The 22,385-nt window shown below is 71.7% G+C and carries 41 protein-coding genes; 3 read left to right on the forward strand and 38 right to left on the reverse strand.

Going from position 1 to position 22,385, the window contains the following annotated elements:
• Positions 1-141 precede the first annotated feature (141 nt).
• The 4 genes from ACZ37P_RS18470 to ACZ37P_RS18485 all read right to left on the reverse strand — a co-directional run bounded on the left by ACZ37P_RS18470 (position 142) and on the right by ACZ37P_RS18485 (position 2,271).
• Complete coding sequence (locus ACZ37P_RS18470; protein WP_467347405.1) at positions 142-720, reverse strand: DUF4352 domain-containing protein; 579 nt, start codon at positions 718-720, stop codon at positions 142-144.
• 143 nt (positions 721-863) lie between these two features.
• Complete coding sequence (locus ACZ37P_RS18475) at positions 864-1,112, reverse strand: helix-turn-helix domain-containing protein (protein ID WP_467347407.1); 249 nt, start codon at positions 1,110-1,112, stop codon at positions 864-866.
• Positions 1,113-1,225: 113 nt separating this feature from the next.
• The gene (locus ACZ37P_RS18480) at positions 1,226-1,516 is read right to left on the reverse strand and encodes a hypothetical protein (protein WP_467347409.1); all 291 of its coding nucleotides are present in this window, start codon (positions 1,514-1,516) and stop codon (positions 1,226-1,228) included.
• 41 nt (positions 1,517-1,557) lie between these two features.
• On the reverse strand, positions 1,558-2,271 hold the full coding sequence (locus ACZ37P_RS18485; RefSeq protein WP_467347410.1) for a hypothetical protein: 714 nt from the start codon (positions 2,269-2,271) through the stop codon (positions 1,558-1,560).
• A 209-nt stretch (positions 2,272-2,480) separates the two neighbouring features.
• Between ACZ37P_RS18485 and ACZ37P_RS18490 the strand changes: the two genes are divergently transcribed.
• Entirely contained in the window at positions 2,481-2,801 is a 321-nt protein-coding gene (locus ACZ37P_RS18490) for a PadR family transcriptional regulator (RefSeq protein WP_467347412.1), read from the forward strand.
• Positions 2,798-3,859: a hypothetical protein gene (locus ACZ37P_RS18495; RefSeq protein WP_467347413.1), complete on the forward strand. Its 1,062-nt coding sequence runs from the start codon at positions 2,798-2,800 to the stop codon at positions 3,857-3,859. Before ACZ37P_RS18490 ends, ACZ37P_RS18495 begins: the two co-directional genes overlap by 4 nt.
• 47 nt (positions 3,860-3,906) lie before the next feature.
• Here the strand turns inward: ACZ37P_RS18495 and ku are convergent, their stop codons facing one another.
• Together ku and ACZ37P_RS18505 are read right to left on the reverse strand one after the other, a co-directional pair.
• Positions 3,907-4,773 carry a non-homologous end joining protein Ku gene (gene ku, locus ACZ37P_RS18500; protein ID WP_467347415.1) on the reverse strand — a complete coding sequence of 289 codons (867 nt, stop codon included), beginning with the start codon at positions 4,771-4,773 and terminating at the stop codon, positions 3,907-3,909.
• Between the two features lie 311 nt (positions 4,774-5,084).
• On the reverse strand, positions 5,085-5,462 hold the full coding sequence (locus ACZ37P_RS18505) for a hypothetical protein (RefSeq protein WP_467347417.1): 378 nt from the start codon (positions 5,460-5,462) through the stop codon (positions 5,085-5,087).
• A 169-nt stretch (positions 5,463-5,631) separates the two neighbouring features.
• Here ACZ37P_RS18505 and ACZ37P_RS18510 point away from each other — a divergent pair, with 169 nt between their 5' ends.
• On the forward strand, positions 5,632-6,102 hold the full coding sequence (locus ACZ37P_RS18510) for a hypothetical protein (protein WP_467347419.1): 471 nt from the start codon (positions 5,632-5,634) through the stop codon (positions 6,100-6,102).
• Between the two features lie 6 nt (positions 6,103-6,108).
• Here ACZ37P_RS18510 and ACZ37P_RS18515 read toward each other — a convergent pair whose 3' ends face one another.
• The 32 genes from ACZ37P_RS18515 to ACZ37P_RS18670 all read right to left on the reverse strand — a co-directional run bounded on the left by ACZ37P_RS18515 (position 6,109) and on the right by ACZ37P_RS18670 (position 22,218).
• Complete coding sequence (locus tag ACZ37P_RS18515; RefSeq protein WP_467347420.1) at positions 6,109-6,585, reverse strand: hypothetical protein; 477 nt, start codon at positions 6,583-6,585, stop codon at positions 6,109-6,111.
• Positions 6,582-7,037, reverse strand: a complete 456-nt coding sequence (locus ACZ37P_RS18520; protein WP_467347421.1) for a phosphatase domain-containing protein — start codon at positions 7,035-7,037, stop codon at positions 6,582-6,584. Before ACZ37P_RS18520 ends, ACZ37P_RS18515 begins: the two co-directional genes overlap by 4 nt.
• Before the next feature lie 204 nt (positions 7,038-7,241).
• Entirely contained in the window at positions 7,242-7,595 is a 354-nt protein-coding gene (locus ACZ37P_RS18525; RefSeq protein WP_467347423.1) for a hypothetical protein, read from the reverse strand.
• Positions 7,592-7,984 carry a hypothetical protein gene (locus tag ACZ37P_RS18530; RefSeq protein ID WP_467347425.1) on the reverse strand — a complete coding sequence of 131 codons (393 nt, stop codon included), beginning with the start codon at positions 7,982-7,984 and terminating at the stop codon, positions 7,592-7,594. Before ACZ37P_RS18530 ends, ACZ37P_RS18525 begins: the two co-directional genes overlap by 4 nt.
• A complete protein-coding gene (locus ACZ37P_RS18535) occupies positions 7,981-8,370 on the reverse strand; it encodes a hypothetical protein (RefSeq protein WP_467347426.1) in 390 nt (129 codons plus the stop codon). The genes ACZ37P_RS18530 and ACZ37P_RS18535 overlap by 4 nt, the downstream gene beginning before the upstream one ends.
• On the reverse strand, positions 8,363-9,175 hold the full coding sequence (locus ACZ37P_RS18540) for a tRNA(His) guanylyltransferase Thg1 family protein (protein ID WP_467347427.1): 813 nt from the start codon (positions 9,173-9,175) through the stop codon (positions 8,363-8,365). The genes ACZ37P_RS18535 and ACZ37P_RS18540 overlap by 8 nt, the downstream gene beginning before the upstream one ends.
• The gene (locus tag ACZ37P_RS18545) at positions 9,172-9,600 is read right to left on the reverse strand and encodes a hypothetical protein (RefSeq protein WP_467347429.1); all 429 of its coding nucleotides are present in this window, start codon (positions 9,598-9,600) and stop codon (positions 9,172-9,174) included. The genes ACZ37P_RS18540 and ACZ37P_RS18545 overlap by 4 nt, the downstream gene beginning before the upstream one ends.
• Positions 9,597-9,926, reverse strand: coding sequence for a hypothetical protein (locus tag ACZ37P_RS18550; RefSeq protein WP_467347431.1), 330 nt, complete (start codon positions 9,924-9,926; stop codon positions 9,597-9,599). Before ACZ37P_RS18550 ends, ACZ37P_RS18545 begins: the two co-directional genes overlap by 4 nt.
• A complete protein-coding gene (locus ACZ37P_RS18555) occupies positions 9,923-10,189 on the reverse strand; it encodes a hypothetical protein (protein ID WP_467347432.1) in 267 nt (88 codons plus the stop codon). The genes ACZ37P_RS18550 and ACZ37P_RS18555 overlap by 4 nt, the downstream gene beginning before the upstream one ends.
• Positions 10,186-10,641, reverse strand: coding sequence for a hypothetical protein (locus tag ACZ37P_RS18560; protein ID WP_467347434.1), 456 nt, complete (start codon positions 10,639-10,641; stop codon positions 10,186-10,188). The genes ACZ37P_RS18555 and ACZ37P_RS18560 overlap by 4 nt, the downstream gene beginning before the upstream one ends.
• On the reverse strand, positions 10,638-11,147 hold the full coding sequence (locus ACZ37P_RS18565; RefSeq protein WP_467347436.1) for a hypothetical protein: 510 nt from the start codon (positions 11,145-11,147) through the stop codon (positions 10,638-10,640). Before ACZ37P_RS18565 ends, ACZ37P_RS18560 begins: the two co-directional genes overlap by 4 nt.
• Positions 11,144-12,202, reverse strand: a complete 1,059-nt coding sequence (locus tag ACZ37P_RS18570; protein WP_467347437.1) for a hypothetical protein — start codon at positions 12,200-12,202, stop codon at positions 11,144-11,146. The genes ACZ37P_RS18565 and ACZ37P_RS18570 overlap by 4 nt, the downstream gene beginning before the upstream one ends.
• Entirely contained in the window at positions 12,199-12,780 is a 582-nt protein-coding gene (locus tag ACZ37P_RS18575; RefSeq protein WP_467347439.1) for a winged helix-turn-helix domain-containing protein, read from the reverse strand. The genes ACZ37P_RS18570 and ACZ37P_RS18575 overlap by 4 nt, the downstream gene beginning before the upstream one ends.
• A complete protein-coding gene (locus ACZ37P_RS18580; RefSeq protein WP_467347440.1) occupies positions 12,777-13,208 on the reverse strand; it encodes an SLOG family protein in 432 nt (143 codons plus the stop codon). Before ACZ37P_RS18580 ends, ACZ37P_RS18575 begins: the two co-directional genes overlap by 4 nt.
• Entirely contained in the window at positions 13,208-13,540 is a 333-nt protein-coding gene (locus tag ACZ37P_RS18585) for a hypothetical protein (RefSeq protein ID WP_467347441.1), read from the reverse strand. Before ACZ37P_RS18585 ends, ACZ37P_RS18580 begins: the two co-directional genes overlap by 1 nt.
• The gene (locus ACZ37P_RS18590; RefSeq protein ID WP_467347443.1) at positions 13,533-14,150 is read right to left on the reverse strand and encodes a 3'-5' exonuclease; all 618 of its coding nucleotides are present in this window, start codon (positions 14,148-14,150) and stop codon (positions 13,533-13,535) included. The genes ACZ37P_RS18585 and ACZ37P_RS18590 overlap by 8 nt, the downstream gene beginning before the upstream one ends.
• The gene (locus tag ACZ37P_RS18595; protein ID WP_467347445.1) at positions 14,147-14,536 is read right to left on the reverse strand and encodes a DUF4326 domain-containing protein; all 390 of its coding nucleotides are present in this window, start codon (positions 14,534-14,536) and stop codon (positions 14,147-14,149) included. The genes ACZ37P_RS18590 and ACZ37P_RS18595 overlap by 4 nt, the downstream gene beginning before the upstream one ends.
• Entirely contained in the window at positions 14,536-15,417 is an 882-nt protein-coding gene (locus ACZ37P_RS18600) for a hypothetical protein (RefSeq protein WP_467347447.1), read from the reverse strand. The genes ACZ37P_RS18595 and ACZ37P_RS18600 overlap by 1 nt, the downstream gene beginning before the upstream one ends.
• The gene (locus ACZ37P_RS18605) at positions 15,410-15,649 is read right to left on the reverse strand and encodes a helix-turn-helix domain-containing protein (RefSeq protein ID WP_467347449.1); all 240 of its coding nucleotides are present in this window, start codon (positions 15,647-15,649) and stop codon (positions 15,410-15,412) included. Before ACZ37P_RS18605 ends, ACZ37P_RS18600 begins: the two co-directional genes overlap by 8 nt.
• Complete coding sequence (locus tag ACZ37P_RS18610) at positions 15,646-16,191, reverse strand: NUDIX hydrolase (RefSeq protein WP_467347451.1); 546 nt, start codon at positions 16,189-16,191, stop codon at positions 15,646-15,648. Before ACZ37P_RS18610 ends, ACZ37P_RS18605 begins: the two co-directional genes overlap by 4 nt.
• A 4-nt stretch (positions 16,192-16,195) precedes the next feature.
• A complete protein-coding gene (locus tag ACZ37P_RS18615; protein ID WP_467347453.1) occupies positions 16,196-16,573 on the reverse strand; it encodes a hypothetical protein in 378 nt (125 codons plus the stop codon).
• A gap of 85 nt (positions 16,574-16,658) precedes the next feature.
• On the reverse strand, positions 16,659-17,072 hold the full coding sequence (locus ACZ37P_RS18620; RefSeq protein ID WP_467347455.1) for a hypothetical protein: 414 nt from the start codon (positions 17,070-17,072) through the stop codon (positions 16,659-16,661).
• Positions 17,069-17,860, reverse strand: coding sequence for a hypothetical protein (locus tag ACZ37P_RS18625; RefSeq protein ID WP_467347456.1), 792 nt, complete (start codon positions 17,858-17,860; stop codon positions 17,069-17,071). Before ACZ37P_RS18625 ends, ACZ37P_RS18620 begins: the two co-directional genes overlap by 4 nt.
• Entirely contained in the window at positions 17,853-18,425 is a 573-nt protein-coding gene (locus tag ACZ37P_RS18630; protein ID WP_467347458.1) for a hypothetical protein, read from the reverse strand. Before ACZ37P_RS18630 ends, ACZ37P_RS18625 begins: the two co-directional genes overlap by 8 nt.
• Positions 18,422-18,667, reverse strand: coding sequence for a hypothetical protein (locus ACZ37P_RS18635; protein WP_467347460.1), 246 nt, complete (start codon positions 18,665-18,667; stop codon positions 18,422-18,424). Before ACZ37P_RS18635 ends, ACZ37P_RS18630 begins: the two co-directional genes overlap by 4 nt.
• A 53-nt stretch (positions 18,668-18,720) precedes the next feature.
• Entirely contained in the window at positions 18,721-19,065 is a 345-nt protein-coding gene (locus ACZ37P_RS18640; protein ID WP_467347462.1) for a hypothetical protein, read from the reverse strand.
• Complete coding sequence (locus ACZ37P_RS18645; protein WP_467347463.1) at positions 19,065-19,715, reverse strand: hypothetical protein; 651 nt, start codon at positions 19,713-19,715, stop codon at positions 19,065-19,067. Before ACZ37P_RS18645 ends, ACZ37P_RS18640 begins: the two co-directional genes overlap by 1 nt.
• The gene (locus ACZ37P_RS18650; protein WP_467347465.1) at positions 19,712-20,059 is read right to left on the reverse strand and encodes a hypothetical protein; all 348 of its coding nucleotides are present in this window, start codon (positions 20,057-20,059) and stop codon (positions 19,712-19,714) included. The genes ACZ37P_RS18645 and ACZ37P_RS18650 overlap by 4 nt, the downstream gene beginning before the upstream one ends.
• Positions 20,056-20,322: a hypothetical protein gene (locus ACZ37P_RS18655; protein ID WP_467347467.1), complete on the reverse strand. Its 267-nt coding sequence runs from the start codon at positions 20,320-20,322 to the stop codon at positions 20,056-20,058. Before ACZ37P_RS18655 ends, ACZ37P_RS18650 begins: the two co-directional genes overlap by 4 nt.
• Positions 20,323-20,327: 5 nt before the next feature.
• Complete coding sequence (locus tag ACZ37P_RS18660; protein ID WP_467347469.1) at positions 20,328-20,567, reverse strand: hypothetical protein; 240 nt, start codon at positions 20,565-20,567, stop codon at positions 20,328-20,330.
• Positions 20,564-22,000 carry a glycosyltransferase gene (locus ACZ37P_RS18665; RefSeq protein ID WP_467347471.1) on the reverse strand — a complete coding sequence of 479 codons (1,437 nt, stop codon included), beginning with the start codon at positions 21,998-22,000 and terminating at the stop codon, positions 20,564-20,566. Before ACZ37P_RS18665 ends, ACZ37P_RS18660 begins: the two co-directional genes overlap by 4 nt.
• A 47-nt stretch (positions 22,001-22,047) precedes the next feature.
• The gene (locus ACZ37P_RS18670) at positions 22,048-22,218 is read right to left on the reverse strand and encodes a hypothetical protein (protein WP_467347473.1); all 171 of its coding nucleotides are present in this window, start codon (positions 22,216-22,218) and stop codon (positions 22,048-22,050) included.
• Positions 22,219-22,385 lie beyond the last annotated feature (167 nt).

Below are 22,385 nucleotides of genomic sequence, written 5' to 3' on the forward strand. Positions count from 1 at the left end.
CATCGGGCGGGGCGGCGAGGTGCAGGCATGGCCTTCAGTCGTCGCCCTGCTGCGCCCCGGGCGGTCTGATGTTCACGCCGGGGGGCATGAGGAAGCCCCGGCGCGCGGCGCCGGGGCTGTCGGTCGGGGGTGGGTGTCCGGCTACTTCACGGCCCACTGCCCGATCTCGTCGGAGAATCCGGAGTCGGGGGCCCACTGGATGGTGGCGACCTTTGACGCGGCGGGGATCTCGAAGACCACCCAGCCGAGGGCGGTCTCGCCGGGGGGAAGGTTCAGGCCGGTGTCCATGGCGGGGCCGGCTGTGATGTCGGCGAGGACGGTTCCGAAGCGCTGCCCCAGGGTGTCGGCGACCTTCGATCCGTTGGTGGGGCTGTCGGAGTATGTGTCGGTGCCATGGTTGACGAGCCGGAACTGGGCGGCGACCCACCGGTTGCCCTTGTCAGGGCTGGTGTAGTCGTCACTGCTGCGGGCGGGGTCGGCCCATTTGACGATGGTGACGGCGAGGTTCGTGCCGTCCTCGTCGTGGAGGGTGATGGTGTCGCCTATGCGGGCGGCGGCCGGCTTCGTGGTGGCCGGCGCCGCCTTGGCGGTGGTGGCGGCTGCGCTGGCCGGCGGTGTTGGGGCGGTCTTGTCGGGGCTCGTCTTCACGGTGGTGCCGCTGCACGCGGCGAGCGCGGCAGCGAGAGTGACGGTGGCGATGGTGGCGCCGGTGCGACGCATGGTTCCCCCCAGGCGAATGATCCGGATTGAGTCCGGGTCATTGTCTTGGGGGCCGGTTGCCGCTTGTGCCGGTTTCGTGGGCCAGTGACCTTTCCGAGACCGCCCCGTGACGTAACGTCAGGTAATACGTCGCGGGCGCCGCCTCAGGCGGCGAGGGGGTCGGCGTCGTCGGGCAGAGGGGGCGCTTCCGCGGCCTGGATGAGGGCGTGGGTGTCGGGGTCGCGTACGGCAGCAGGCAGTTCCCACAGGTCGTAGCGGACGCCGTTGCGGCGCGTCGTGCGGTCGACGTGCCGGGTGATGCGGCCTTCGGCGGCCCACCGGCGGACGGTGGAGGCGGGCCGGCCGGTGAAGTACGCGGCGAGATCTTCCGTGACCAGGTGCGGCTCGGGCATGGATTCACCCCCGGGCATACGAAAGGGGCCACCCGCAACGGGTGGCCCCTTCGACAGTAAGATCAATTGGATCAGAAAATACGCTCGCGCAGGTCAGCGGTCAAGCGACCTGATCAACAGGGGCTTTCCGGAGCCCGAGCCGCCTTCCACGCCGGGCGCCGCCGCCGTCCCCACGGTCGCTTCCGCGGCTCCCGGGCAACAGGCTGGCCGAGGTACCTGCTGACGGCGGCGAACTGGGGGAACGCCTCGTGCCCGCAGGGGTGGAAGGTGACCACGAGGACGCCGTCCTGCCACTCCTGGGTGACGCCGGCCGGAGTGGGCCAGAAGTGGAGCGGGCACGTGTCCACAGGCGGCTGCCCGCTGCTCAGCGCGCGGACCAGGTTGGCCGTCTTGAGCACATCCATGTCGAAATCGAACGACCGGTCGCGCTGCGGAAGAGCCGGGCTCACGCCGCGGCGCCGGCGAGCACGGCGTGCATCGCCTCCTGGTCAATCCGGAGCTGCCGCCAGTCGGCGAGGTCTTCCCAGCGAGCGCCACATGCCGGGCAGTGGATTCGGTGGGACGCGGCGGACGCGGTGAGCGGCTGCGCGCAGTAGGCGCCGCCGGGCGGCCGCACAGGGCAGAGGCCGATCTTGACGCGGCCGGGTCGCGGGTCGGGCGACAGGGCGGCGGTGGACTCGGAGTGGAGGTGGCGGATCTCCTCGAGGTCCTGGGCGACCTCGGGGTAGGACTCGCACGCCCATTCCAGGTTGATGCGGAGGAAATCGAGGTGCACGGGCACGGCCTCCTCGGGGCTTCCGGCCCAGGTGCCCATGCGGCGGCCGCGGGCCTGCCTCCAGGCGTCCTCGATCGCCTGGAGGCGGGTGCTGACGCCCCCGGCGGCAGCGAGGTTGAGGACGGCCAGGCGCAGCGGGAGCGGCGGCACGCGGGTGCCGCCGGCGGCGGCCCCGGGGCGCCGCCCGCCCTTCTCAAGGGCGGCGGTGGAGGCGAGGCGCTCGAACAGCGGGCCGAGCTCGCGCAGGCGCTGAGCCGTCCGTTCCTCGCAGGGGCGGCAGGCGTGCCGGCCGACTTCGTTCTCCCACAGGTCGCGCTGGCAGGCGGTGCACTGCGGCCAGACGTCGTCGGAGTCGAGATCCGTCTCAGGAGTGGGTTCGGGCATGACTGGCTCCTCACGGCGCGGGTGACGAGGGGCACTTGCTGATCTCCATGATGCGCTGACGATCACTGGATGATCATGGGCAGCCGTCGGAATCCCATCGGATTGGGACAGGCCGACGATCACGGCCGCGCGCCCCGGGGTCGTCCCGCGCGCCGCCACCACGAATCTCGTACTCGACAGTCGTACTCGACATATGGTCTACTGACGGTATGACGTCACCCCCTCGGCTCACGAAGCCAACCATCGCAGTCCTGGAGGTACTGCTCGCGGCCACGCAGGACGCCCCCGCCTGGGGCTTCAGCATCTGCCGCGACGCGGACCTCGGCTCCGGCACCGTCTACCCGATCCTGGAACGGCTGTCCGACCGCGGCTGGGTCACCAGCAGCACGGAAGCCGAACCCCACCCGGGCCGCCCGGCCCGCCGCTACTACGAGCTCACGGGAACCGGGCGCAGCGCCGCGCGCGCCGCCCTCGACGCCCGGCAGGCCCGGCGCGCCGCCTTCCTCGGACCGGCGGGGGGCGTGGCATGAGCACCGAACCCGAGTGGAAAGCCCTCATGGAGTCCTGGAATGCGACGCGCGAGCGAGCGGCCGCATTCGATCTGGAAAAATCGCAAAGTGAAATAGTTGCGCTTTCCCGCGGTGTACGCAGCATCGCCCTGCGCGCGGCTATCAGTGCCTTCGGCGTGCTTGGCTTCGTCATCCTCTCGATTCAGCGAGGCTGGGGTCCCATCGCCACTTACCCGGCTGCGCTTCTGCTCGCCGTGTGCGGCGTCTTCGTCACCGGCGAGGTCATCCCCCGCTTCAGGGTGATGCATCACGTCAAGATCACCCAGAAGCTTCTCGTGCACGACCACGAGGTCCGTGAAGTGGTGAACCGCGCAATCAGCCTGGCGTCGGAAGCCGCCATGGAACTGGCCGCCAGGCAGGCCATGGAACCGGCTCCGGCCGACCCTTCTGCGGTCGCGGACAAGGAACTCACCCGGTTGTTGTTCACTGCCCGGTCAAACTTGGGCATCGCCCAACGAGAGCACGGGCGGCTGGCGGCGATCGCGGCCGACGCCGGGGTCGCGAACGCGAAGTCGGCCCAGGCACTGAACAGGGTTCTCTCCGTCCGGTTCAACAGATGGCGGGCGGTCGCGCGCGAACGGTCTATGGCTGAATCCCTGACGTCCATCGCCGTCGCCGTGGCCGGCCCTCGGCGGGCATATCTCCAGGACGCGTGGGCGGCCGACCTTGTCGGTGACCCCAACCCAGGAACTCCGTTGCCGCGAGTCGCGCGGAACCGGATGGCGATCGGCTTCGTGTGGGCTGCCGGACGGATGCGGATCAGTGATGTCGCCGCACCCCTGTGGCGGCCGGTGGACTGGCTGCTGCGCACCAGCACCCGCACAAACGCGTTCATCGTCTCGATGGTGGGCGCGGCGGTGATCTACTTCTGCGCCGAGGACGGGCTGTACCTGCTGCTGGTGGAGCGCAGCGAGCCGTGCGCGCTGCTCGGTGGCGGCCTCTTCGCAGTGTCGCGGTGGCTGAGGCGCATCCGCGGTATCGAGTTGGCGGAGTCGCAGCAGCCCGACCGCGCGTCGTGATCAGCTCCGGGTGGTCCGGGCGCCGGCCCGGACCACCCGCTCCACCCTTAGCCGGCCCGCTTGCGGGCCGGCTTCTTGGTGCTCTTCTTCGCTTTGGCCTTGCGGTCGGACATGCGGTGGACGTCCGCATCGGCGCCCGAGTCGTCGCCGTGCGCATGGTCGACGGCGGCGCGGAGGACGGCCATGAGGTCGGCGGGCTTGGTCTCCGGCGCGGCGTCCTGGTCGGCGGCCGGGGGGTCGGTTCTTTCGGCCTTGGCCTTGATCAGGTCTTCGACGGCGCGGGCGTAGTCGTCGTGGAAGTCGCCGATGCCGACGGTACCGAGCGCCTCGATGAGGGCGTCGGCCGCGGCGGCTTCCTCGGGGGTGATCTCTGCGGCGCGGCGGGGTGCCGCCTCGGCGGTGGCGTGGATCTCGTCCGGCCAGTGCAGGGTGTGCACGGCGAGGATGTCGCCGTAGGGGCGTACGAGGACCAGGCGCTCGGAGTTGCGCATGGCGATCTTGCCGACGGCCGCTTTCCCGGCGCGGTCGAGGGCGCGGAGCATCAGGACGTAGGGCTTGTTCGCGATCTGCCCGTTGGGTGCGAGGTAGTACGGCTGGCCGATCTGTGTGGCGGGCACGCTGGCGACATCGAGGAATCCACTGATCTCGATGACCTTCGCGGTCGGCAGGGGAAGCTCGGCAAGCTCGGCGTCGGAGAGGGGCACCAGGCGGCCGTCAGCGGTCTCGTAGGCGCGGCCGATGTCGTCCTGGCTGAGGACGTCGCACTCCAGTTCGCATGTCTTGCGGTAGCGGACGCGGCCTTGGTCGGCCAGGTGGATCTGGCGGAAGCTGATCTTGTGTCTGGTGACGGCCGTCTCCAGCCTGATCGGGATCGTGACCAGACCGAAACTGAGGGCCCCGGACCACAACGGCATGGTGCGCCCCTTCAGCCGAATCTGTCCCCGGTTTCACGCTACGTCCGCGCGGGCGTCGGCGCAGCGTGGAGTCAGTCGGCGTGCTCGGACTTCTTGATCATCTCCACGACGTCGGGGAAGAGACTCCGGCGACCGATATCACTTGGGGCCGGGCGCCCGCGTACGATAGAGGCCTGCCCTTCGGGGTGGTTGTACCGGCAGGATTTCGCGACGGCCGCCGTGGCGGCTGCTGGGCTTCGGCCCGGTCCTGCCGGTTTTTTCATGTCCGGAGACGGGGCTGCCCCCGGCTGGCGGCCGGGGGCAGCGTGTGATCAGTCGTCCTGGTCGGAGAGCCAGGACATGAGCTCGATCAGCGCGGTCTCCACGCCTGCGATGTTCGCCAGGACCTGGGGTTCGCGGTCGATGTCCTTCTCGACCAGTTGAAGGCCGAAGAGGTCGATGCTGCACAGCCAGTAGACGCACGCGGCGTACAGGTCGCCCTGCTGCTCTTCGGGGATGGGCTGGTCCTCGACGATCTCGGTGACGCGGCGGACAGCGGCCACCGCGCTCGGGTCGCCGACGTTGCCGACGTTGCCGACCGGCAGCTTGATGGGCAACGGCAGCGCGAGGCAAGCCACGAGAATGCCCTGGTAGAGGCTCGCTATGCGGAGCCCCATCCGTTCCAGTTTGGCGTCGAACTCGTCCGACATGATTTTCCCCTTCTGGTGGTTGTCGGGTCGGGGTTCGCGGCCCCTTCCCTTCTGACATGCACCACTCTACCAAAAACCCTTTATGAAGAGAAGGGTTTTACACGAAGAAACCCCTTCCGTTGTTCAGGATTTTTGAGGTATGGTCGTGACAGGAAACAGGGAGGTGGCCATGTACGAATGGAACGTCCGCTGCGTGATCAACGCACTGGAGTGGACAGTCGAGAATGCCCAGGCAGTCGCTCAGACCATCCACGGCGAGGCCGAGTACGACCCGGGCACGCGCCGCGTGACAGTCACCGGGCAGGTGACGTCCATGACCGTCGGCGGCGCGGCGCAGAAGGCCGAGCGCTTCATCCGGAAAGCCGTCGACGCGACCGGTCGCGGGGGCCGGATCATCAACCTGAGCGTGACGCACTCCGACTACCCGGCGGCCGCGGTCGGCCGCCTCGCCGGGACGAAGGAGGCCGCCGAGATCCTGGATGTGACGACGCCGCGCGTCGGCGAACTGGCCCGCACACGCCCCGACTTCCCCGAGCCGATCACGGTGCTCGCGTCCGGCCCCGTGTGGGAAGAGGCCACGCTGCGCCGGTACGCGGCCGAGCGGCCGCGCACCGGCGGCCGCCCCCGCAAGAGCGACTGAGGGCGGCTACCTGCGGCGGAAAGCGGTGAGCCTGTCGTCGGGGCCGACATCGGCGGTCAAGTGCAGGCCGGGCAGGTCGGCGCTCGGTACGCCGGCCGCCGCGGCGACGTCGGCGGCGGGGTAGCGCTCGGGCGGTCCGGCGTCGGGCGCGTCGGCGACGATCTCGGCCTGGTCGCCGATGACGAGCAGGACGCGGACGGGTACGGACTCGGGCACGGGGGCCTCCAGGTGGTGAGGCGCGGCGGGGCGCCGCGCGGCGGGTGGAGCAGTGGGCGGGGTGTCGTGGGAGCTGGGCAGCGGGTCCTGGTCGACGGTGAAGCGGCCGCCGCGCCGTACGGCGCCGGGGCTGTGCTTGCGGCGGCATCCGCCGCCCTGGCCTGTACGGCGCGCGGTGGCGCTGGACACGGGCCGGTGGCAGTCGCGGCAGAACACCGCCCGCGCTTCGGGCGGCAGTTCGTCTGGCAGAAGCAGGGCCTCGTTCACGGCCCGTCCCAGCCGGGCACGACGGTGGTCGGGATGTTCTCCTCCGCCCAGAGCTTGAGGACGGCGGGGTTGTCGTCCCAGGCGTGGACGACGGTGTACCGCTGGCGGAGGCGGCGCAGGATCTGCCGCTTGACCAGATAGTCCTTGCGGAAGTCGCCGTCGGACCGCATCCACAGCCCGTCGGACGGCACGTCGTGGAGGGCGAGCCACATCGAGGTGAGGCGCCGCCACTTCTCGACGCGGCCGGTGACGACCAGCACGGCCTGGCCTGCGGCCTGGACGGCCCGCGCGGCGTCGACGACGTACGGGTGGGGCGGGCAGCTCGCGCTCGCGCGGTGGAAAGCGTCGAAACCCTTGGAGCCGATGAGGTGCCGAACCGAGCGGACGTCGCACAGCGTGCCGTCCACGTCGAAGATCACGGCCTCGGTACGGCCGGTCACCTGGTCGATCATGGCGTCATCTCACCGGGCACGATGACAGTGAGGTAGGCACGGGTGCCGTCACCGTACCGGCTCGGCCGATAGTTGGCCGGGCCGGTGGGAATCACGCTCTGGAGGGCGGCCACCAGGGCGCGAACGGCGGAGTCCGATCCGATCAGACGGACCTCGACCGGCTGTGGCACTTCTCCGGCCGTCGTTCCGCGACGCGATACCAGATCATCCACCGCTGCTGCCCCCTTGTGTCCCCGTACTCGGCTTCCCTGCCGTACGCCACGCCGGATCCGTCCAGTCGTAGCGGTAGATGGAGCCGGGCGGCCAGTCGGCGTCGGGCACAACGCCGGGCGGCCACTGGACCGGGTGCGCCTCTTCCTTCGCGACGGCTTTGGCGTAGCCGGCGGCGTCGATCAGTGCCGCCGCGAGCTTTCGGGCCTGGGGAACGGTGAGGATGAAGACGTCTCTGGCGTCGAGCCACACCTCGCCCCCGTTGCTGTCCTCCGGGCCGACGATGACCTGCTGCTCGCCGTCGATGTTGTTGATGCGCAGGATGGTGCGTTTGTCGAAGTTGCTCATGTCGCCTCGGGGTCGTAGTAGGTGCGGCGGACGCGGTGCAGCCACGCCTCGACCGGTTTCTCGTCGGGCTCGTCGGGGAGCGGGCTGGTGGCCCTGTCGAAGGCTTCCTCCATGCGGATGAGGAAGGGCCGTACGGAGTCCGGGTCGAGGGCGGCGCGCTGCCCGAACTCGAAGTAGGCATCCGGGTCGTCGACGCGGACGTCGAGACGGCCGGTGGTGTACAGGGCGTAGCCCCGGCGGCACAGCCGCATCAGATGCCGGGCGTGCTTGGCCGTCCTCTTTCTCGTATCGGAGCTGAACGAGCCGTCGCCGAGGCGGTCGATGTCGGAGCCTTCGCGGGCGAGGCCGTACGCGGTACTGCCGACGATCCCGGACAGCAGGACGTTCACGCATCCTCCCTTGGCCAGGTGGGGGCGCCATGCCGCGCGGTGCACGGCTCGCATGCGTGGTCGTCGTCGTGGCCGACGGGCTTGGTGCAGTCGCAGTCGCCCCAGCGGCCCTGCCTACCGTCCGTGGCGATCCATTTGCCCCCGATGCCGCCCGAGGGTTCGGCGCCGCACCAGTTGCCGAAACTGCCGGTGGGGTCGTCGGCGAACCGGTCCGGGGTGACCGGCTCCCAGCGTCCGCGGGTGACGCGGCGGCGTACGACGAAAGGGCCGTCCTGTCCGGGCAGGAGCATCGCACCCGCGGGTGCGCCGAGGACGGTGGCGTACTCCCATTCGGGCTCGGTGTCGTTGGGCAGGAGGGTACTGAGGATCGGCTGCGGCTCAGGCATCCTGCGCCTCCCGGGCGGGCACCGGTACCCGTTCGAGGGCGGGCAGCGGTGGGATGGCGTGGGTGAGCCAGGAGCCGGGCTCGGTGGTGAAGTGTGGGGCCGGGCTGCTCTCCCACCAGGAGCGCGTCGCCAGCACGGTGTTGGTCTCGCCTGTGCGGCGGTCGGTGTAGGTGGTCTCCCGTTCGCCGACGTGGCGTACGGCGGTCCGGCCGCGCTTGGAACCGTCGGGGTAGTCGTTCCAGTTGATCCCGTGCTCGGCCCGCAGGAGTTCCTGCATCTGGCCGCCGGACAGGCCTTGGAGACGGCGGTGCGGGAAGTGCGCCTGCGCGGCCATCGAGACGCTGTTGCGTACGGCGTCGCGCTGCCGCCAGATGAAGTAGTTCGCGACTTCGACGGGGTCGGCGAGGGTGAACAGACGGGAGTCGAACAGCGCGCGGCGTCCGTACGGGCGGCGCTCGTTGAGGACGGCGGTGGCCAGTGCCGCGCTGATCGAGAGTTGCTTGGCGACGACCCCGCCGAACCACGGCTGGGTGGTGACCGTGGCGAAGTCGGTGACGAGCATGCTGATTTCGTCGGACTGGACGTACGCGAACGCGGCGCCGGCGATTTCCTCGCAGAGCGCCTGCGCGACGGCGTCCATGTCCCCCATGAACGTCTCGTCGTACGGCCGGGCGGCGCCGCGCAGGTAGGAGTGGAAGGCGCGGCCGTCGACGCGGATGACGGTGTACGTGCGGCGCGGCAGCACGGTGCGGTGAGCGGCCTCGTACGCCTTCATGCGGTCGCCGAGCGCGGTGTGGTCGCTCACCGGGTCGCCTCGGCTCTCTGGTGGCAGTCGCAGCGGCACGGGGCCATGTCCTGTTTGCGGGTGATCCGGCACGAGGTGTGCGTGCGGGTGGCCCAGTCGTCGAGGCCGTGGCCGCCGAGCCCTTCGGCTTCCTCGATGGCGGCGGCGGTCTCGCAGGCGGTGGACAGGTACGGCGCCAGGGTGATGTGCGCGAGCACGTGGTCGGGGAGTTTGTCGCGGTCGGAGCCCGGCGCTGGCGGTACGTACGCGCCCTGGATCGCGGAAAGCGCGACGACGGCCGCCTCGTCGGGGGTGACGGGGCGCCATTGGGGATCGCCGTCTTCGGTGATGAAGTGGTTCGTCATCCCCGCGTCGGACTGGCCGGCGGCGTATCGCGCGGCGAGGGCCGCGGCGATGCGCTGCCGGAGGTCGTCGGTGGCGGTCATCGTGGCTCCTGCGGCGGGTTGTTGGGCGCGAGGTCGTCGGTGCTGACGGCCACGCAGTACGACCGAGTGGAGAGTCTCCACCCGGTGCTGGGCATGTCGCACGTGATTTCGGCCGGGTGGCGTTCCGCGAAGACGAGGTCGCGGCAGGCCTGGGCCATGTGGCGTTCGCACAGCAGGGAGAAGTCGGCGTTGCCGGGTGTGAGGGTCCAGGCGACGTGCCAGGCGGCGGGCGCGCGGCAGGTGGGCGCGCCGGTGAAGGGCTGCGAGCCGCAGCGCAGTTCACCGCGGCGGTCGATGCCGCGCAGCGTGGGGAACGGCTTCTTCACGGTGTCGGCCTCCAGTCCGCGGCGGTCGGTTCACGCCGTCCGGCGTGCTCGCTGTTGGTCGTGATCTCCTCGACGGTAGCGCCGGCCGCCGACACCGCCTTGAGGAATTCCGGCGGGTGCTCGCCGTACGCGTGGACCTCGTACGTCAGAACACCGTCGTGCTCCCGGCTGCCCAGCCACCAGGTCCAGGAATGGGTCGCCGCCATCGCCATCTCGATGACCGGTTTGATACCGGTGACGAGGAACCGGCGCGGGCCGCTCACGAGAAGGTCCCGGCCGGGACGCTGGCTCGGGGAAGCGGGCAGCGGGCGCCGCCGCCGAGACACCGTACGCCTCTGGCGGCAGTGGCGTAGTGGACGTGCTCGCCGCGCTCAAGAGCCTCCCTGACGGTCTCGCTCATCGCAGCGCCGCGCCCCGTACTGCGCGCGGCGAGCAGTGTGAGCGGGGCGAATCTGCCGTTCAGGACGGCCTCAAGGTCCTGAACTCCGGCGAGCGCAGCCGCCATCGAGGACGGCAGGCCGTGGAGTGCGGCCTGATCGTGGGCGCAGGCCTGACAGGAGACGCGGGCGCGGGGGCCGCGGGTGCAGACCGGCACTCCGCCCTCCAGCGCATGGCGGGCGACGAGGTGACGGCACACGGGGCAGACCGGCGGACCGGGTCGCCGCTCGATCACGGCCAGGGCCCGTTCGGTGTTCGGGTAGGGGCGGTGGTTCACGGGCGGGGCCTTCCGGGTGCGGCGCACTGTACCGCGCGGTCGATGTTGCGCCGGGCCTGCTCGCCCCACAGCCGGTCGACACCGGCCTCACCGACCGGGACCTCCCGGTAGGGTGCCGCGGGCGGCTGCTCGCCGGTTTGCTGCGCCCACCATCCGGCGCAGACCATCGCGCCCAGCGGGAGGCCGCGGAAGGTCGCGACGGGCTCGTACCGGCCGGCGGCGCTGAGGGGCAGGCCCTGGTGGCAGAAGAACGGTTCGTCGTCGGGGAGCTGGACGCCGGCGTTCTCCAGCTCCGGGGAGCCGGGGCGGAACGCGCAGTCCGCGCACGGGGTCCGCATCACGGCGGGTGGCCGGGGCGCGAGGTCGGCGCCACCGAGCGGATCGTCGGTGAGACCGGATCCGGCGCAGTGCAGGCACCGGTCGACGTCTCCGGACACGGTGGTGATGAGGCCGCCGACGCACCCGGGCATCGGGCACCGGTACGGGGTGATGTGCAGCTCGCTCATTGTGCTGACCGCCGCAGGGCTTCGCGGAGAGCCTCGGCGGCCTGGGACGGCAGCAGCACCGTCACGGCGGGCTCGGCCGCGGCGACGCCGGGGATGCGCCCGGGCTTGGCCGGGCCGTGCCAGTCGGCAGGGAACTCGATGGCGTACTGCTTGTCGGTGGCCGCGACCACGACCGCGAGTTCGGCGATGTGGTCGCGGTCGCACCGTTCGCAGACGTCCGTGGCCCTGGTGTCCTCACGGTGGCCCGCGGCGTTGACGATGATCCGCCGGAGCTCGCCGATGAAGGCGCGCTGTATGTCGATGATCCGCTGCGCCTCGGCGTTGACTCGCAAGGCTTCGTCCAGGGCGTGCCGGTGTTCATCATCCGGGGCCCGCTCGATGTCCGGACCGGCGGCGTCGTCGTTCTCGACGCCAGGCTGCCCGTCGGCGTCGAGGGCGGTGAGGAAGGCGCGGCCGGTGACGCCGTGGTACTCGCCTTCGGCGAGGGCTCGCACACGGTTGGTGGCCGCCTCGGCGGCCAGGGCGCGGCGCAACCGCTTGTAGCTCAGCCTCCGTTCGTAGGTGAGAGCTTTGCGGTGCGTCTCGGTCTTGATCTCGGTGACGGCGGCCACGAGCGGCAGCAGGAGCGCGGCGAGGTCGGTGACTGGTCCCTCGATGTCGGAGACCTTGCCGTGCGACCAGGCCGCGATCTGGATGGTGTGCTGCTGACGGCAGGTCTCTTCGGTGAGTCCGCAGTCACCGTCGCAGGAGAACGCGGCTTCCCGGAGTACGGTCTCGATCCGCTGGAGAAGCTCGTCGTCGCTTTCGTCCGGGCCGGGGCCCGGCTGCTCGCCGTCCCAGACGATCCGGGTGTGGCCGCCGTGTCCGTGGACGTGCTCGACGTCGGCGAGGCGGCCCCAGTGGACGATCGAGGGGCGGTCGCCGCGCCAGCGCACGGAGGCGGTGCCGTCGGGCCACAGGGTGCCGTCGGCGACGCGGCCGGTCCCGGAGACGCCGGTGACGTCGTGGTCGCGGATGAGGCCGAAGGTGGTCGGCGTGGCGGGTGTGGTGGTCATCGGGTTTCCCCTTGTGCGGGTTCGTGGCCGGGCGGGACCGGGCGGGCGACTTGGGTGCGGATCCGGGGGGCGACACCGCGGTCGACGACGCGGTAGTCCCAGGCGGTCCGGTAGGAGTCGGCGAGGAGCTTCACGGCGATCCGTACGGCGTAGTCCGGGTCGTGGCCCGCTTCGGCGAGCAGCGTGAGGTCGGCGCGCAGCTCGTCGTCGAGCGCCAGTGTGAGCCGGTCGGCGTCGCCCGGCTCGGGGGTGGCGCGCGCCGTCTCGGCTGCGGCTCGATCCGGCTCGGGGCTGGCTTGGCCTGGCTCGGCCGGTGTCTTGGTGGCCGCCTGTTCGGCGGTGAGTTCGTCGATCAATCGCTTCACCTTGTCCTTGCTGATGCCGAGCCGCCTGCCGACCTCGCGGTTGCTCAGGCCCTGGTCGGAGAGCTGGCTCGCGACGGCTCGGAGGGTGGCCCGGTCGGCGCGAGACGTCTCGGCCCGGTGTGGCTCGGGGGTGGCTCGCCCTGTCTCGGCCGCGGCTCGGCCTGGCTCGGGTGCGACGGTGAGCCGTCGTACTGCGCCGGTGTCGTGGCTCACGCCGTCCACCTCCTCGTGGGGATGCCGACGGCTTCGGCGAGGGTGGAGCAGCTGCTCGCGCCGTGGGAGCCGTGGTGGTCGATCCGCCCGCAACGCTGCGAGGCGCAGGGGCCGATGAAGGCCAGGCAGATGTCAGCCCCGGCGCGGACCATCGCCAGGTTGCGTTCGGGTCGGGCCGCCCGGCCGTGGAGGTGCCAAGCGGCCGGGTGCGGTTCCTCGGTGACCCGCTCGGCGCCGCACCATGTGGTGGCCCAGACTTTCGCGACGATGTCGGCGCCGGTGGGACAGTCGCCGTGGACGACGACCATGGGGCTGCCGGGCGGGGCGGCGGCGAGCGTCTCGTCGAGGGCACGGCGGACGATGCCGGGATCGGCCCAGTCGCGGGAGCCGGTGAGGAGGATCCGGTACGGCGGAGGCTGTCCCGTCATTAGCTGCTCACCCCCGGAACGCGCGCCGCGCAGGTGACCTCGGCAGCCGTCTCGCTGAGACGTTCGGTACGGGGCAGTTCGAACGGGGTAAGGCCGCAACAGGTGGTGACGCCGGTACCGTCCGGCGGGCAGCCGTGCACGACGCCGCGGCCGACGGGCGCGGTGAAGGTGCGGCGCCAGTCCTCCAGAATCCGCACCAGCTCCCGCGCGGTCGGTCCTGCGCCGGGCGCGAAGGTGCCGTCCCGCAGGAGGCTGTCGATCTCGTCGAGCGTCAGCTCGATGTGGATGCGCTCCTCGCCGCGGATCCGGTTGCTGTAGACGCGCTCAGGCATGGTCGGGGTCCTTCAGAGCCGGGCGCACGAACCGGTCGGTGGCGGCGTCGTAAAGGTCGCGCGCCCATCTGGCGTCGCCGAGGGCGGTGTGCGCCTGGTCCGGGGCGGGCGGGGCGACACCCATGGCGCGGGACAGGGCGCGTGAGGAGTACGGCGGAACCGGGGCGCGGCCACGGGCGCACATGCGGCCGGCGGCGAGGGTGGCGATGTCGAGCGGCCGGTAGTGCCACGGCGTCGCGCCGAGCAGGAACTTGCGGAGGAAGTCGGTGTCGAAGGACGGGTTGGAGCCGACCACGACCGCGCCGGTGAGGAGGTTGGTGAGCGCGGCACGCAGTTCACCGCGGGTCATGGGAGCGATCACCTCGGGCGCCCCCCCGGTGACGGCGGCGTTGTGGCCGGCCGGTACGGCGGCGCGCTCGTGGTAGCGGCTGATCTCCAGCGCCCATGGTTCGGCGTCGGTCAGGTTGGGGCGGACCTGCCACAGGTACTCGTCGTCGGTCGCGGCGCCGGGCTGGCGGAGGACGACGGCGATCTCCCACAGCTCGTGCCGGGCGATATCGAGGCCGGTGGTCTCCGTGTCGAGGAAGGCGAGGGGCGCGGGCGTCGTCATCGTGCGGCTCCGTGTACGGGGTTGGCGAGGTCGAGGAGAACGGCGCCGTGGCAGTGGTCGGGCTGGCCGGGTTCCGGAGGGGCGCACCAGCACGCCAGATCACGCCCGGCCAGCTTCGGCAGGTTCGCGAGCATCCAGTCACGGTTCTCCGCCGACGAGGAGGTGCCCTCGGGGCCGGGCGGGAACTCCTTCATCAGCCAGGCCCGGAAGGTCGCCGCCACATAGGCACGCGCCTCGGGAATCGTCTCGGCGAAGCCGGCTTCGATCGCGGCGGCGACGGTGAACGGGTTGCCCCACTTGCAGCCCTTGCCGCGTCCGACGTACTTCGCCCCCGGGGGCACGCCGGGCTTGTTCTTGGTGCGCTGGCGCTGGATACGGGCGGGCATCAGCTCTCACCTGCTTCGGCGGCGATCTGCTGGAGGAGGTAGAGCATGCGGTCGGCGCGGCCGGGCGGCACCGGGGTGCGGGGCCGGGCGGTCTTCGGGTCGAGGTCGCCGCGCCACAGTTGGGTCATCGCACGCAGGTCGTGCCGGTCCCCGTAGCCGCCGGGGATCGCCTCGGTCCACCCGGCGCGGCGTACGGCGTCGGCGAACTCGCCGAAGCCGTCGCCCAGCCACGTCACCAGGGCGCGCCCGGCGAAGGCGTTCTTGATCTGCTGCCCGGCGTCGTCCGGGGCGACCGCATCGTCGGGGATGCCGCGGGCGCGCGAGCCGACGAGCCGTACGACGAGGTTGAGGAGGGTGGTGCCGTCCTGGTCGACGGCGAGGGTGTGGACGGCGGCGGGCGGCCGGGGGTTGCCGCCGGCGGTGGTGCCGCGGTCGATGAGGGTGCAGTGCACGACGGCCAGCGGCCGGGCCAGGAGTTCGGCGGCCCGGGTCGCGGTGTGGGCGCGGCGCTCTGCGCTTTCGGCCTGGCGGGCGCGGAGGCTCCGGATGCGGGCGCAGACCTGGCACAGCCGCTGACTATCGCCGTAGGCAGTGGTGGGGAGGTCGGGGTGGGCGCCGCAGTCGGTGCACAGATGCGCGTCCGGTCCGCCGCTGCGCGCGCGGGCCGCGCGCAGGGCCCGCGGGCTGGCAGGGCTCGGGGTGGACTGGTCGATCCGGAACAGGTCGACGACAGTCTTCTTGTCGCGGAAGTCGTAGCCCTCGACGGTCGCCGCCCGCGGGCCGGGCCGGCGGGGGAGGTCGAGGTCGGCGAGCTGCGTCTTCGTGAGGTAGATGCCGGCGGGAACCTCAGCCCAGGAGGAGTAGTGGATCAGGTCAGGCATCGGGCTGCTCCCGGGGTTGCACGAGACGGGCGATGTCGGTGTCCAGGCCGAGCCAGACGATCAGGCTGATCAGGGCGTCGGCGTCGGGGCGCAGGCCCTGCTGGATCCGGCCGAGCGTCGACGGGGACAGGCCGGTCTCCCGCGCGACGCCCCGCCACGACTGGCCCTGCTGCTCGCGCCGGATATCGAGCGCCAGGTGCAGGGCGGGGACGTCCAGGCGATGGCCGCTCACGAGCCGCCCCTGCGACCGTCGGCGTTCGCGAGGCGGTCGATGGCGGCGAGCTCGTCGGGTTCGAGGACGATGACGAGCTGCTCGGCGAACCACTGCACCCACACCGGTTCGAGGCCCGGGCGCGCGGCGAATGCGGCGTCGGTGACCATTCCCTTGGCGTAGGCGAGGGTGCGTTCCGCGAGGGGCTGAAGCTCGCTGTCGTCGATCCAGCGGGCGTTGCGGGTCTCGCGCTGGTCCGGGTCGAGGTCGCCGAGGACGGCGGCGCGGAACACCGTCCACTGGTGGCCGACACCGCGCGGGCCGGGCTGGCGGCGGCACCGGTTGTGCCGCCACCCGGTGGTGACCTCGGTCAGGCTGACGACGGTGAGGCCGACCTCCTCGAGGACTTCGGCCTCCGCGGCCTGCCGGACCGTGCCGTGCTCGTCGATGTGCCCGGCGACCGAGGCGATACCGGGCGGGAACGTGGCCCGCTCGAACACCAGGAACTTGTTGTACTCGTCGGTGATGATCACGCCGACGGAGGCGTTGTCGCAGATCTTCATGGCGCTACTCCCGGTTGATGAGACGGGCGAGACGGACCGTTTCCGGGCCGCCGACGCGGTTCAGCGCATCGGGGTCCATCCGGCCGAGCCACGCCCACTGGTCGAGGACGTCGGCGAGCGCCGCACCGACGCCGGGGTGCATGGCGGCGATGTACATGGCGAGCTGCGGAGTCTCGGCGTCGGCGACGTAGAACATCGGCTGCGGCGGCTCGTCGTGATAGCTGGTGCGGCCCTGGGCGACGATGCACGAACAGTTGCCGCGGTCGTCGTCGGCGCACTGCTCTGTGTGCCAGGGCACGCCCGGCTGGTCGACTACGTCGACGGAGGCCGCCAGTTCGCGGAGTCGCGCGGCGGCGGTGGCGATCTCTTCGGCCGGGCTCATGCGGCTCACAAGGTCACCGCCCACGTCACGCTGAAGACGACGCCGATGGCGGCGGCGACCGCGAGCCACGACCACACAGCGCGCGTCACGACGCACCGCCCGGTCCGGGCAGCGAGGTGAGCGGGACGCCGAGCCTGTCGCGGAGGCTGGCCATGCGCTGCGGAGTCCAGCAGCCGTGCGTGCTGATGTGCCGCGGGAGGTTCGGGTCGACCGGGTCCGGAGGGCTCATGGCGAAGGCCAGGAGTCGCAGCCAGCCCACGTCGATCCACTCGACTTCCCGGTGGCCGCCCTTGCAGCCGGTCGGGCCGGGCAACTGGGTTCCGGGGCAGGCGATCTCGATGAGGCCGCCGGAGAGGCGTTCGATGAGGATGTCGCACCTGTCGTGGTCGGTGAACCGGTCGCGGGCGGTGAGGTGGTCGGCCTGCGTCGCGCCGAGGTCGGCGCTGATCGTGATGGCCGGGATGTGGCTGACGCACAGGGCGTAGTAGCTGCTGCTCACTGGCCGTTCCTGTCGTGGATGCCGAGCGGGATGCGGACGCCGTCGTAGTGGTCGTTCGCCCACCCCGTGGCCTGGATCTGGAAGTCCACGGGCAGGCCGGTGCGGACGCGGGCGAGCTCGGAGATCGCCGCGCAGATCAGCCCCCACCGGCCGTCGAGCCGGTCGGGCTTGCGGTGCATGGGGAACAGGGTCTCGAACTCCTGGTCGGGCAGCATCAGACGGACGTCGACATCCCGCCACTGCTTGCCGACGGCCGCGGACCCGACGAGGTACGGGAGGTGCCCGAAGGCGTCGTTGATCTCCCGGCCGAACGCCTCGAGGTGGAGGGCAGCGGGCATGCCGACACCGACCATGGGTGTGCGCGCGACGGCCTTCAACTGCCGGTCGGCAGAGAGCTGTTGCGCGCGCTCGGCAGTGGCCGTCAGCGCGGTCTGCGCTTCGGGCAGCCGGGCCGTGAGCATGACGACGCGCACGTAGTTCCGGGGGGCGTCCGGCTCATCGGTGGTGGCGTGGGAAGAGACGGTGAGCACGGTGTAGGTCTCGCCCGGCTCGACCGTGAGCGTGTCGCCCGTGTGGTCGGTGAACGACGCCGGGAACCCGGTGTCGAGCGCGTCGTACAGGAGGGCGGACTCGTCGTTCGTCAGCCACACCGACGCGAAGGTGCCGCCAACGGCGAAGTCTTCGGCGTCCACGCGCACGAAGGGCCGGTTCTGCGAGTCCTCGGTGGACAGCAGCGTGAGCCGGTGGTTCTGGGCGTCGGTGTACGTGTACGGCTCGGGCTCAGGCATCGGTGGCGTCTCCTTCGGCGGTGAGCGGCCCGTAGTGGTAGGCGAGTTGCTGCCAGGTCAGGGCGCGGCCGGCGCGCGGCTCGTGGCGGGCGGCGGTGTATCCGGTCATGCGCCAGCGGCGGCTGCGCGTGTTCCGGGTCCAGGTGTCGGCGTCGCCGTCGCGGACCGCAGTGGGCGGCGGGACGGGCTCGTTCTGGTCGAACGGCGACCACGTCGTCCGGTCCGGGTGCTGCTCACGCCGGATCTCGGTGAGCTTCACCTGCGCCATCACATCCCGGGCCGCGCCCGCGGTTGCCCTCACGTCGGGGTGGTCGTACGCGTCGGCGAGGACCGCCAGGTCGCCCGCGAGGTACATGCGGCCGATGAGGGTGTGGAGCATCGTCTCCGTCGACTCCAGCGCCTGCTCGGCGGTCGCGCCGTCGAGGATGCGGCGGGCCATGGCGACGCCATTGACCGCTCCGGCGGTGAAGATGGCCGCGGGGCTGTTGTCGTCCGGGTCGAGGGCGTTCTTCATCTCCTCAGCGAGGGCGCGCATGTGAGTACGGGCGTGCTCGATGCTGCTCATCGGGTTGCTCCTTCGCCGTAGACCGCGCGGTGGCGCCGCTGGAGGGCGGGAAGGTTGGGCAGCGCAAGGAGGACGAACCGCAGGCTGGGATCCCAGCACCGGCAGATGATCTCGGCGCCGGGGCGGTTGAGGATGCCCGAGCCGTCGCACGAGGGGCAGTTCGGGCGCGGGGTGTCCTCCAGGCGCAGGGCGGGCCAGGGCCAGGTGTCGAGGCGGACACGCAGTCTGGGCAGACGGGGCATCGAGAGGGTCCTTCCGGTGGTGCGGGCGGTGCGATGAGACGGGTGGCGGGTGGTCAGAACGGCGGTTCGTCGCTGTACCCGGTCCGGTCGCGGCGGCGCCGGGCCCACGCGGGCAGGGGCAGGAGGACGATGCGGCGGCCGGGGTTCCAGCAGGGGCATACGACGTCGTCTGTGCCGCCGTACTCCCCGTCCGGTCCGGCGTAGTGCTGCCGCCAGCAGCCGCTGCCCTTGCAGTCCGGGCAGCGGGGCCTCGGGCTGTCGGCAAGTACGAGGGCGCGGCGCGGGTACGTCTCGGTGCCGGGCCGCCAGCGGGTACGCCACCATCGTGGGGCCGGTTCGGCGGGCGTGGCGGGCAGTTGCCACATACCGCGGTCGGGGTTGGGCATCCAGTCGGGCATCACGGGGCCGTTTCGTTGTCGGGGCGGGTGCCGGAGTCGGCGAGGTGCGGGTAAGCGACACAGCCGGACACGCCGCAGACCGGGCGTACGGTGCCGACCGGGTCCGCGCCGGTGTTCAGCAGCCATACGAATCGGTACGCGGTGCTCTGGACGTGGGCTTTCGGCGACGCGTATCGCATGACCGGGGTGCCCCGTGCGTCCTTGCGGCCGGTCCAGCGGACGTGGCCGCCCGGCTCGGCCGGTTCGGTGCGCGCGCCGATCAGGTCCGCGAGGCGGGTCAGCGAGGTCACGGAGTCGGCGAGCCGGGGGACGGGCCCGCACACCAGGTGGTCGTAGGCGACGCACGCGGACTGCCCGCAGACCGGGCGTACGGTGCCGTCCGGGTCCGCGCCGGAGCCGAGCTTCCACGCGACCCGGTACGCGGTGGTCTTCCGCAGGATCGGCACGCCGTCGGGACGGGTGTACCCGACCCAAAACAGGTGGCCGTCGTCGCCCGGTTCGGTATTCACCTCGAACAGGTCGGCGTCCGTACGCCGCGGGGGCCGCGGGCGACGCCTGATGATCTCCCGGTCCCGCTCGATGATCGCCGCACCAGACCGCAGCAGCTCGACGATCCGCTGCTCGGTGCTGTCGTCCTCCCGCTGGCTCATCGCGGCAGCCCCATCACGTGGCGCTCCCACAGGCTTCCGAAGACGTCGGCCCGGTACCGGTCGGGCGTGACCATGCCGAAATCCTCGCCGCACTGGCAGCGCCCGTAGAACTCGCAGTCGCCGTACTCGGTGATCAGGGCGTGGCCGCCGTCCCAGGTGGTCTCGAACTCCTCGTCGCGCGGCGCCTGGCTGGCGGCGACGTACTTCTGGGCGGCCGTGTCCCAGGCGATGTGCGGGTTGGGGCCGACCGCGAACTTGATTCCCAGCAGGTGCGCGGCGTTGAGCGCGTCGGCCAGGCGCTGCACGTCCGCCCCGGCGGGGACGGTTACCTCGGTGGCGGTCATGCGTCGCTCCCTCGCTGAGCGGGCTTGGCGGGGCGGGTGCCGCAGGCGTCGAACCAGGCTTCGGCGTCGGCGGGCGGCAGGCCCGCCTCGAAGTCCTCGACGGGCGCGGACATCGCGGTCGCCGCGGCCCCGGCGAGCAGCGCGTGGGCGACGGCCTCGGTCGACAAGGCAAGCCCCGCGGTCGTGGCGCCCTCGGCGGTGAACCGGTGGGCGCGCTTGAGGAGATCCTCGGCGGCGCGGTAGTGGTCGGGGCCTGTGGCCATGGTGATCAGTCCTTCGGTTCGTACGGCGCGGCTGAGCCGCCGCCGCAGGTGGGGCAGCCCTGTTCTTCTTCGAGGTCGAGGCAGACGACGCAGTCCCGGTCGGTCGGGTCGGGGACCTCGGTTTCGCCGCTGACGTCGGTGCCGCAGAGCGCGGTGTCGGGGTCGCAGCAGAAGACGTGGCACAGGCCGTCGTCGGTATCGGTGGCGGTGGCGGGAGCGGCGGTCTGCGGAGCGAGGGTGGTCATTCGGTCACCGCCACCGGGGTGGTGAGGGAGACTTCCGCGCCGGACTGGCGGGTGCCCCAGCCGGTTCTGGCGCAGGTGGCCATGCCGTACCAGCGCAGTGCGCGGAGTACGGTCCACGCCCACAGGACGGCGAGCGGCATGAGGAGCCAGGTGCCGATCCGGGAGCGGAAGCGTTCGTCGTTGCGGGCGATGGACAGGTAGCGCAGGCCCTGCGCCCAGCCGATGAGGAACGGCACGACGGCGAAGCTCGCGGGCGGCGGGTTGCCGTAACCGAAGGGTTCGACGATCAGGAGCCAGGCCAGCACGGTGGTGGACAGGGCCATTTGGAACCAGCGCATCAGGTGCGCCCAGTACGCCCAGCGGTTGAGCGGCAGGTAGCGGAGTCGCCAGATCGAGCGGATTGTGGAGCCGCGCATCCAGCGCAGGTACATCCGCAGCAGGTGGCCCGGGCGCTCCGGCATCGCGGAGAAGACGACAGCGGTGGTCTGCTGGACAGTGCGCCCGCGGAGCAGGGCGTAGAGGGTGAGCATGCTGTCGTCGGAGAACCCGACCGGCCGGCCGAGGAAGGTCTCGTTGAGGTAGGACTCGAGGTTGTCGCGGATGACGCCGGCCCGGTAGGCGGCGAGCGGGCCGGAGTTGACGATGACCGAGCCCATCGCGGACATCGCGGAGCGGTCGACGAGCTGGCCGGTGAGGAACCACAGGTCGGTCATCCGGCACAGGAGCTGGGAGCCGCGCCACGCAGTGAGGTCGCGGACCCGGCCTGCTACGGCGGCGGCACGGGACAGCGGGGTGCGGCGCCCGTGGCCGCCGCGTACGCGTACGGCCGGGCGGGCGGGGCCGCGGGAGTTGGTTGCCACCACGATCCCGGCGACCGACTGCACGTCCGGCCGGGCGAGCGGCACGAGGACCTGCTCGATGGCGTCCGGCGCCAGGCAGGAGTCGGAGTCGACGGTGACGTACACGTCGGCCTTCGGTGAGGCGTACACGCCGCGGGCCTGCGCGTGCCGCTTACCGGCGTTCGGGACGCGCACCCAGGTCACTGCGATCCCGGTCTCCCAGGTTGCAGCCATCCACCAGGCGCGTACCGCCGCGTAGTCGGTCTTCGAGCCGTCGTCGACCAGGTGCACTGAGTCCGGGCGCCGGGTCTGCGCGAGCAGGGACTCCAGGCACATCCGCAGGTAACCGGGGTCTTCGTTGTAGGCGGGGATCAGGACGGCGACGTGGAGGCCGGCGAGCTGCCGGGCGACTCGCGGGGTGAGGCGGCGGGGCCGCTCGAGGTGGTACATCAGGGTCTGGAGAATGAGCAGGGCGAAGGTGACGATCCAGACGGCGGCGAGGCGCCCGCCGGTGCGGGTGCCGTAGTCGGCTGCGTGGAGGGCGTGTTGTGCCGCCCACGCCGCGGCCAGCGTCAGGGTGATGGCGCCGGTCACGACCGCACCGGAGCGATGTTGGCGCGCGGCGAGCGCCTCGCCGCGGTTCACCGCTGGCCTGCGCTGCGTCCGCGGCGGAAGCCGACGCGGATGGCTACCGCGCCAACGAGCACGAGGCCGAGGGCGATGGCCAGCAGCCAGGCCCCCGTGAGGGCGACGCCGCCGACGACGATGACGGCACCGGTGCCCGTGCGGGCGAGCTGGTTGTGATCGGACATGGGGTTGGATGTCTCTTTCTGATGGGTGGGACGGCCCTGGCCCCGGGCGGGTCAGGGAGTTGGCGGGGCCGACGGCGTGGTCAGACGGCGGAGCCCTGGGGGGGGGGGACCGCCGTCGCGCCGCCCCCGGGCCGGTCAGGAAGGAAGGGGGTGAGCGACCCCCCTTA

The sequence above is a fragment of the Streptomyces sp. NPDC024632 genome (assembly GCF_055559175.1).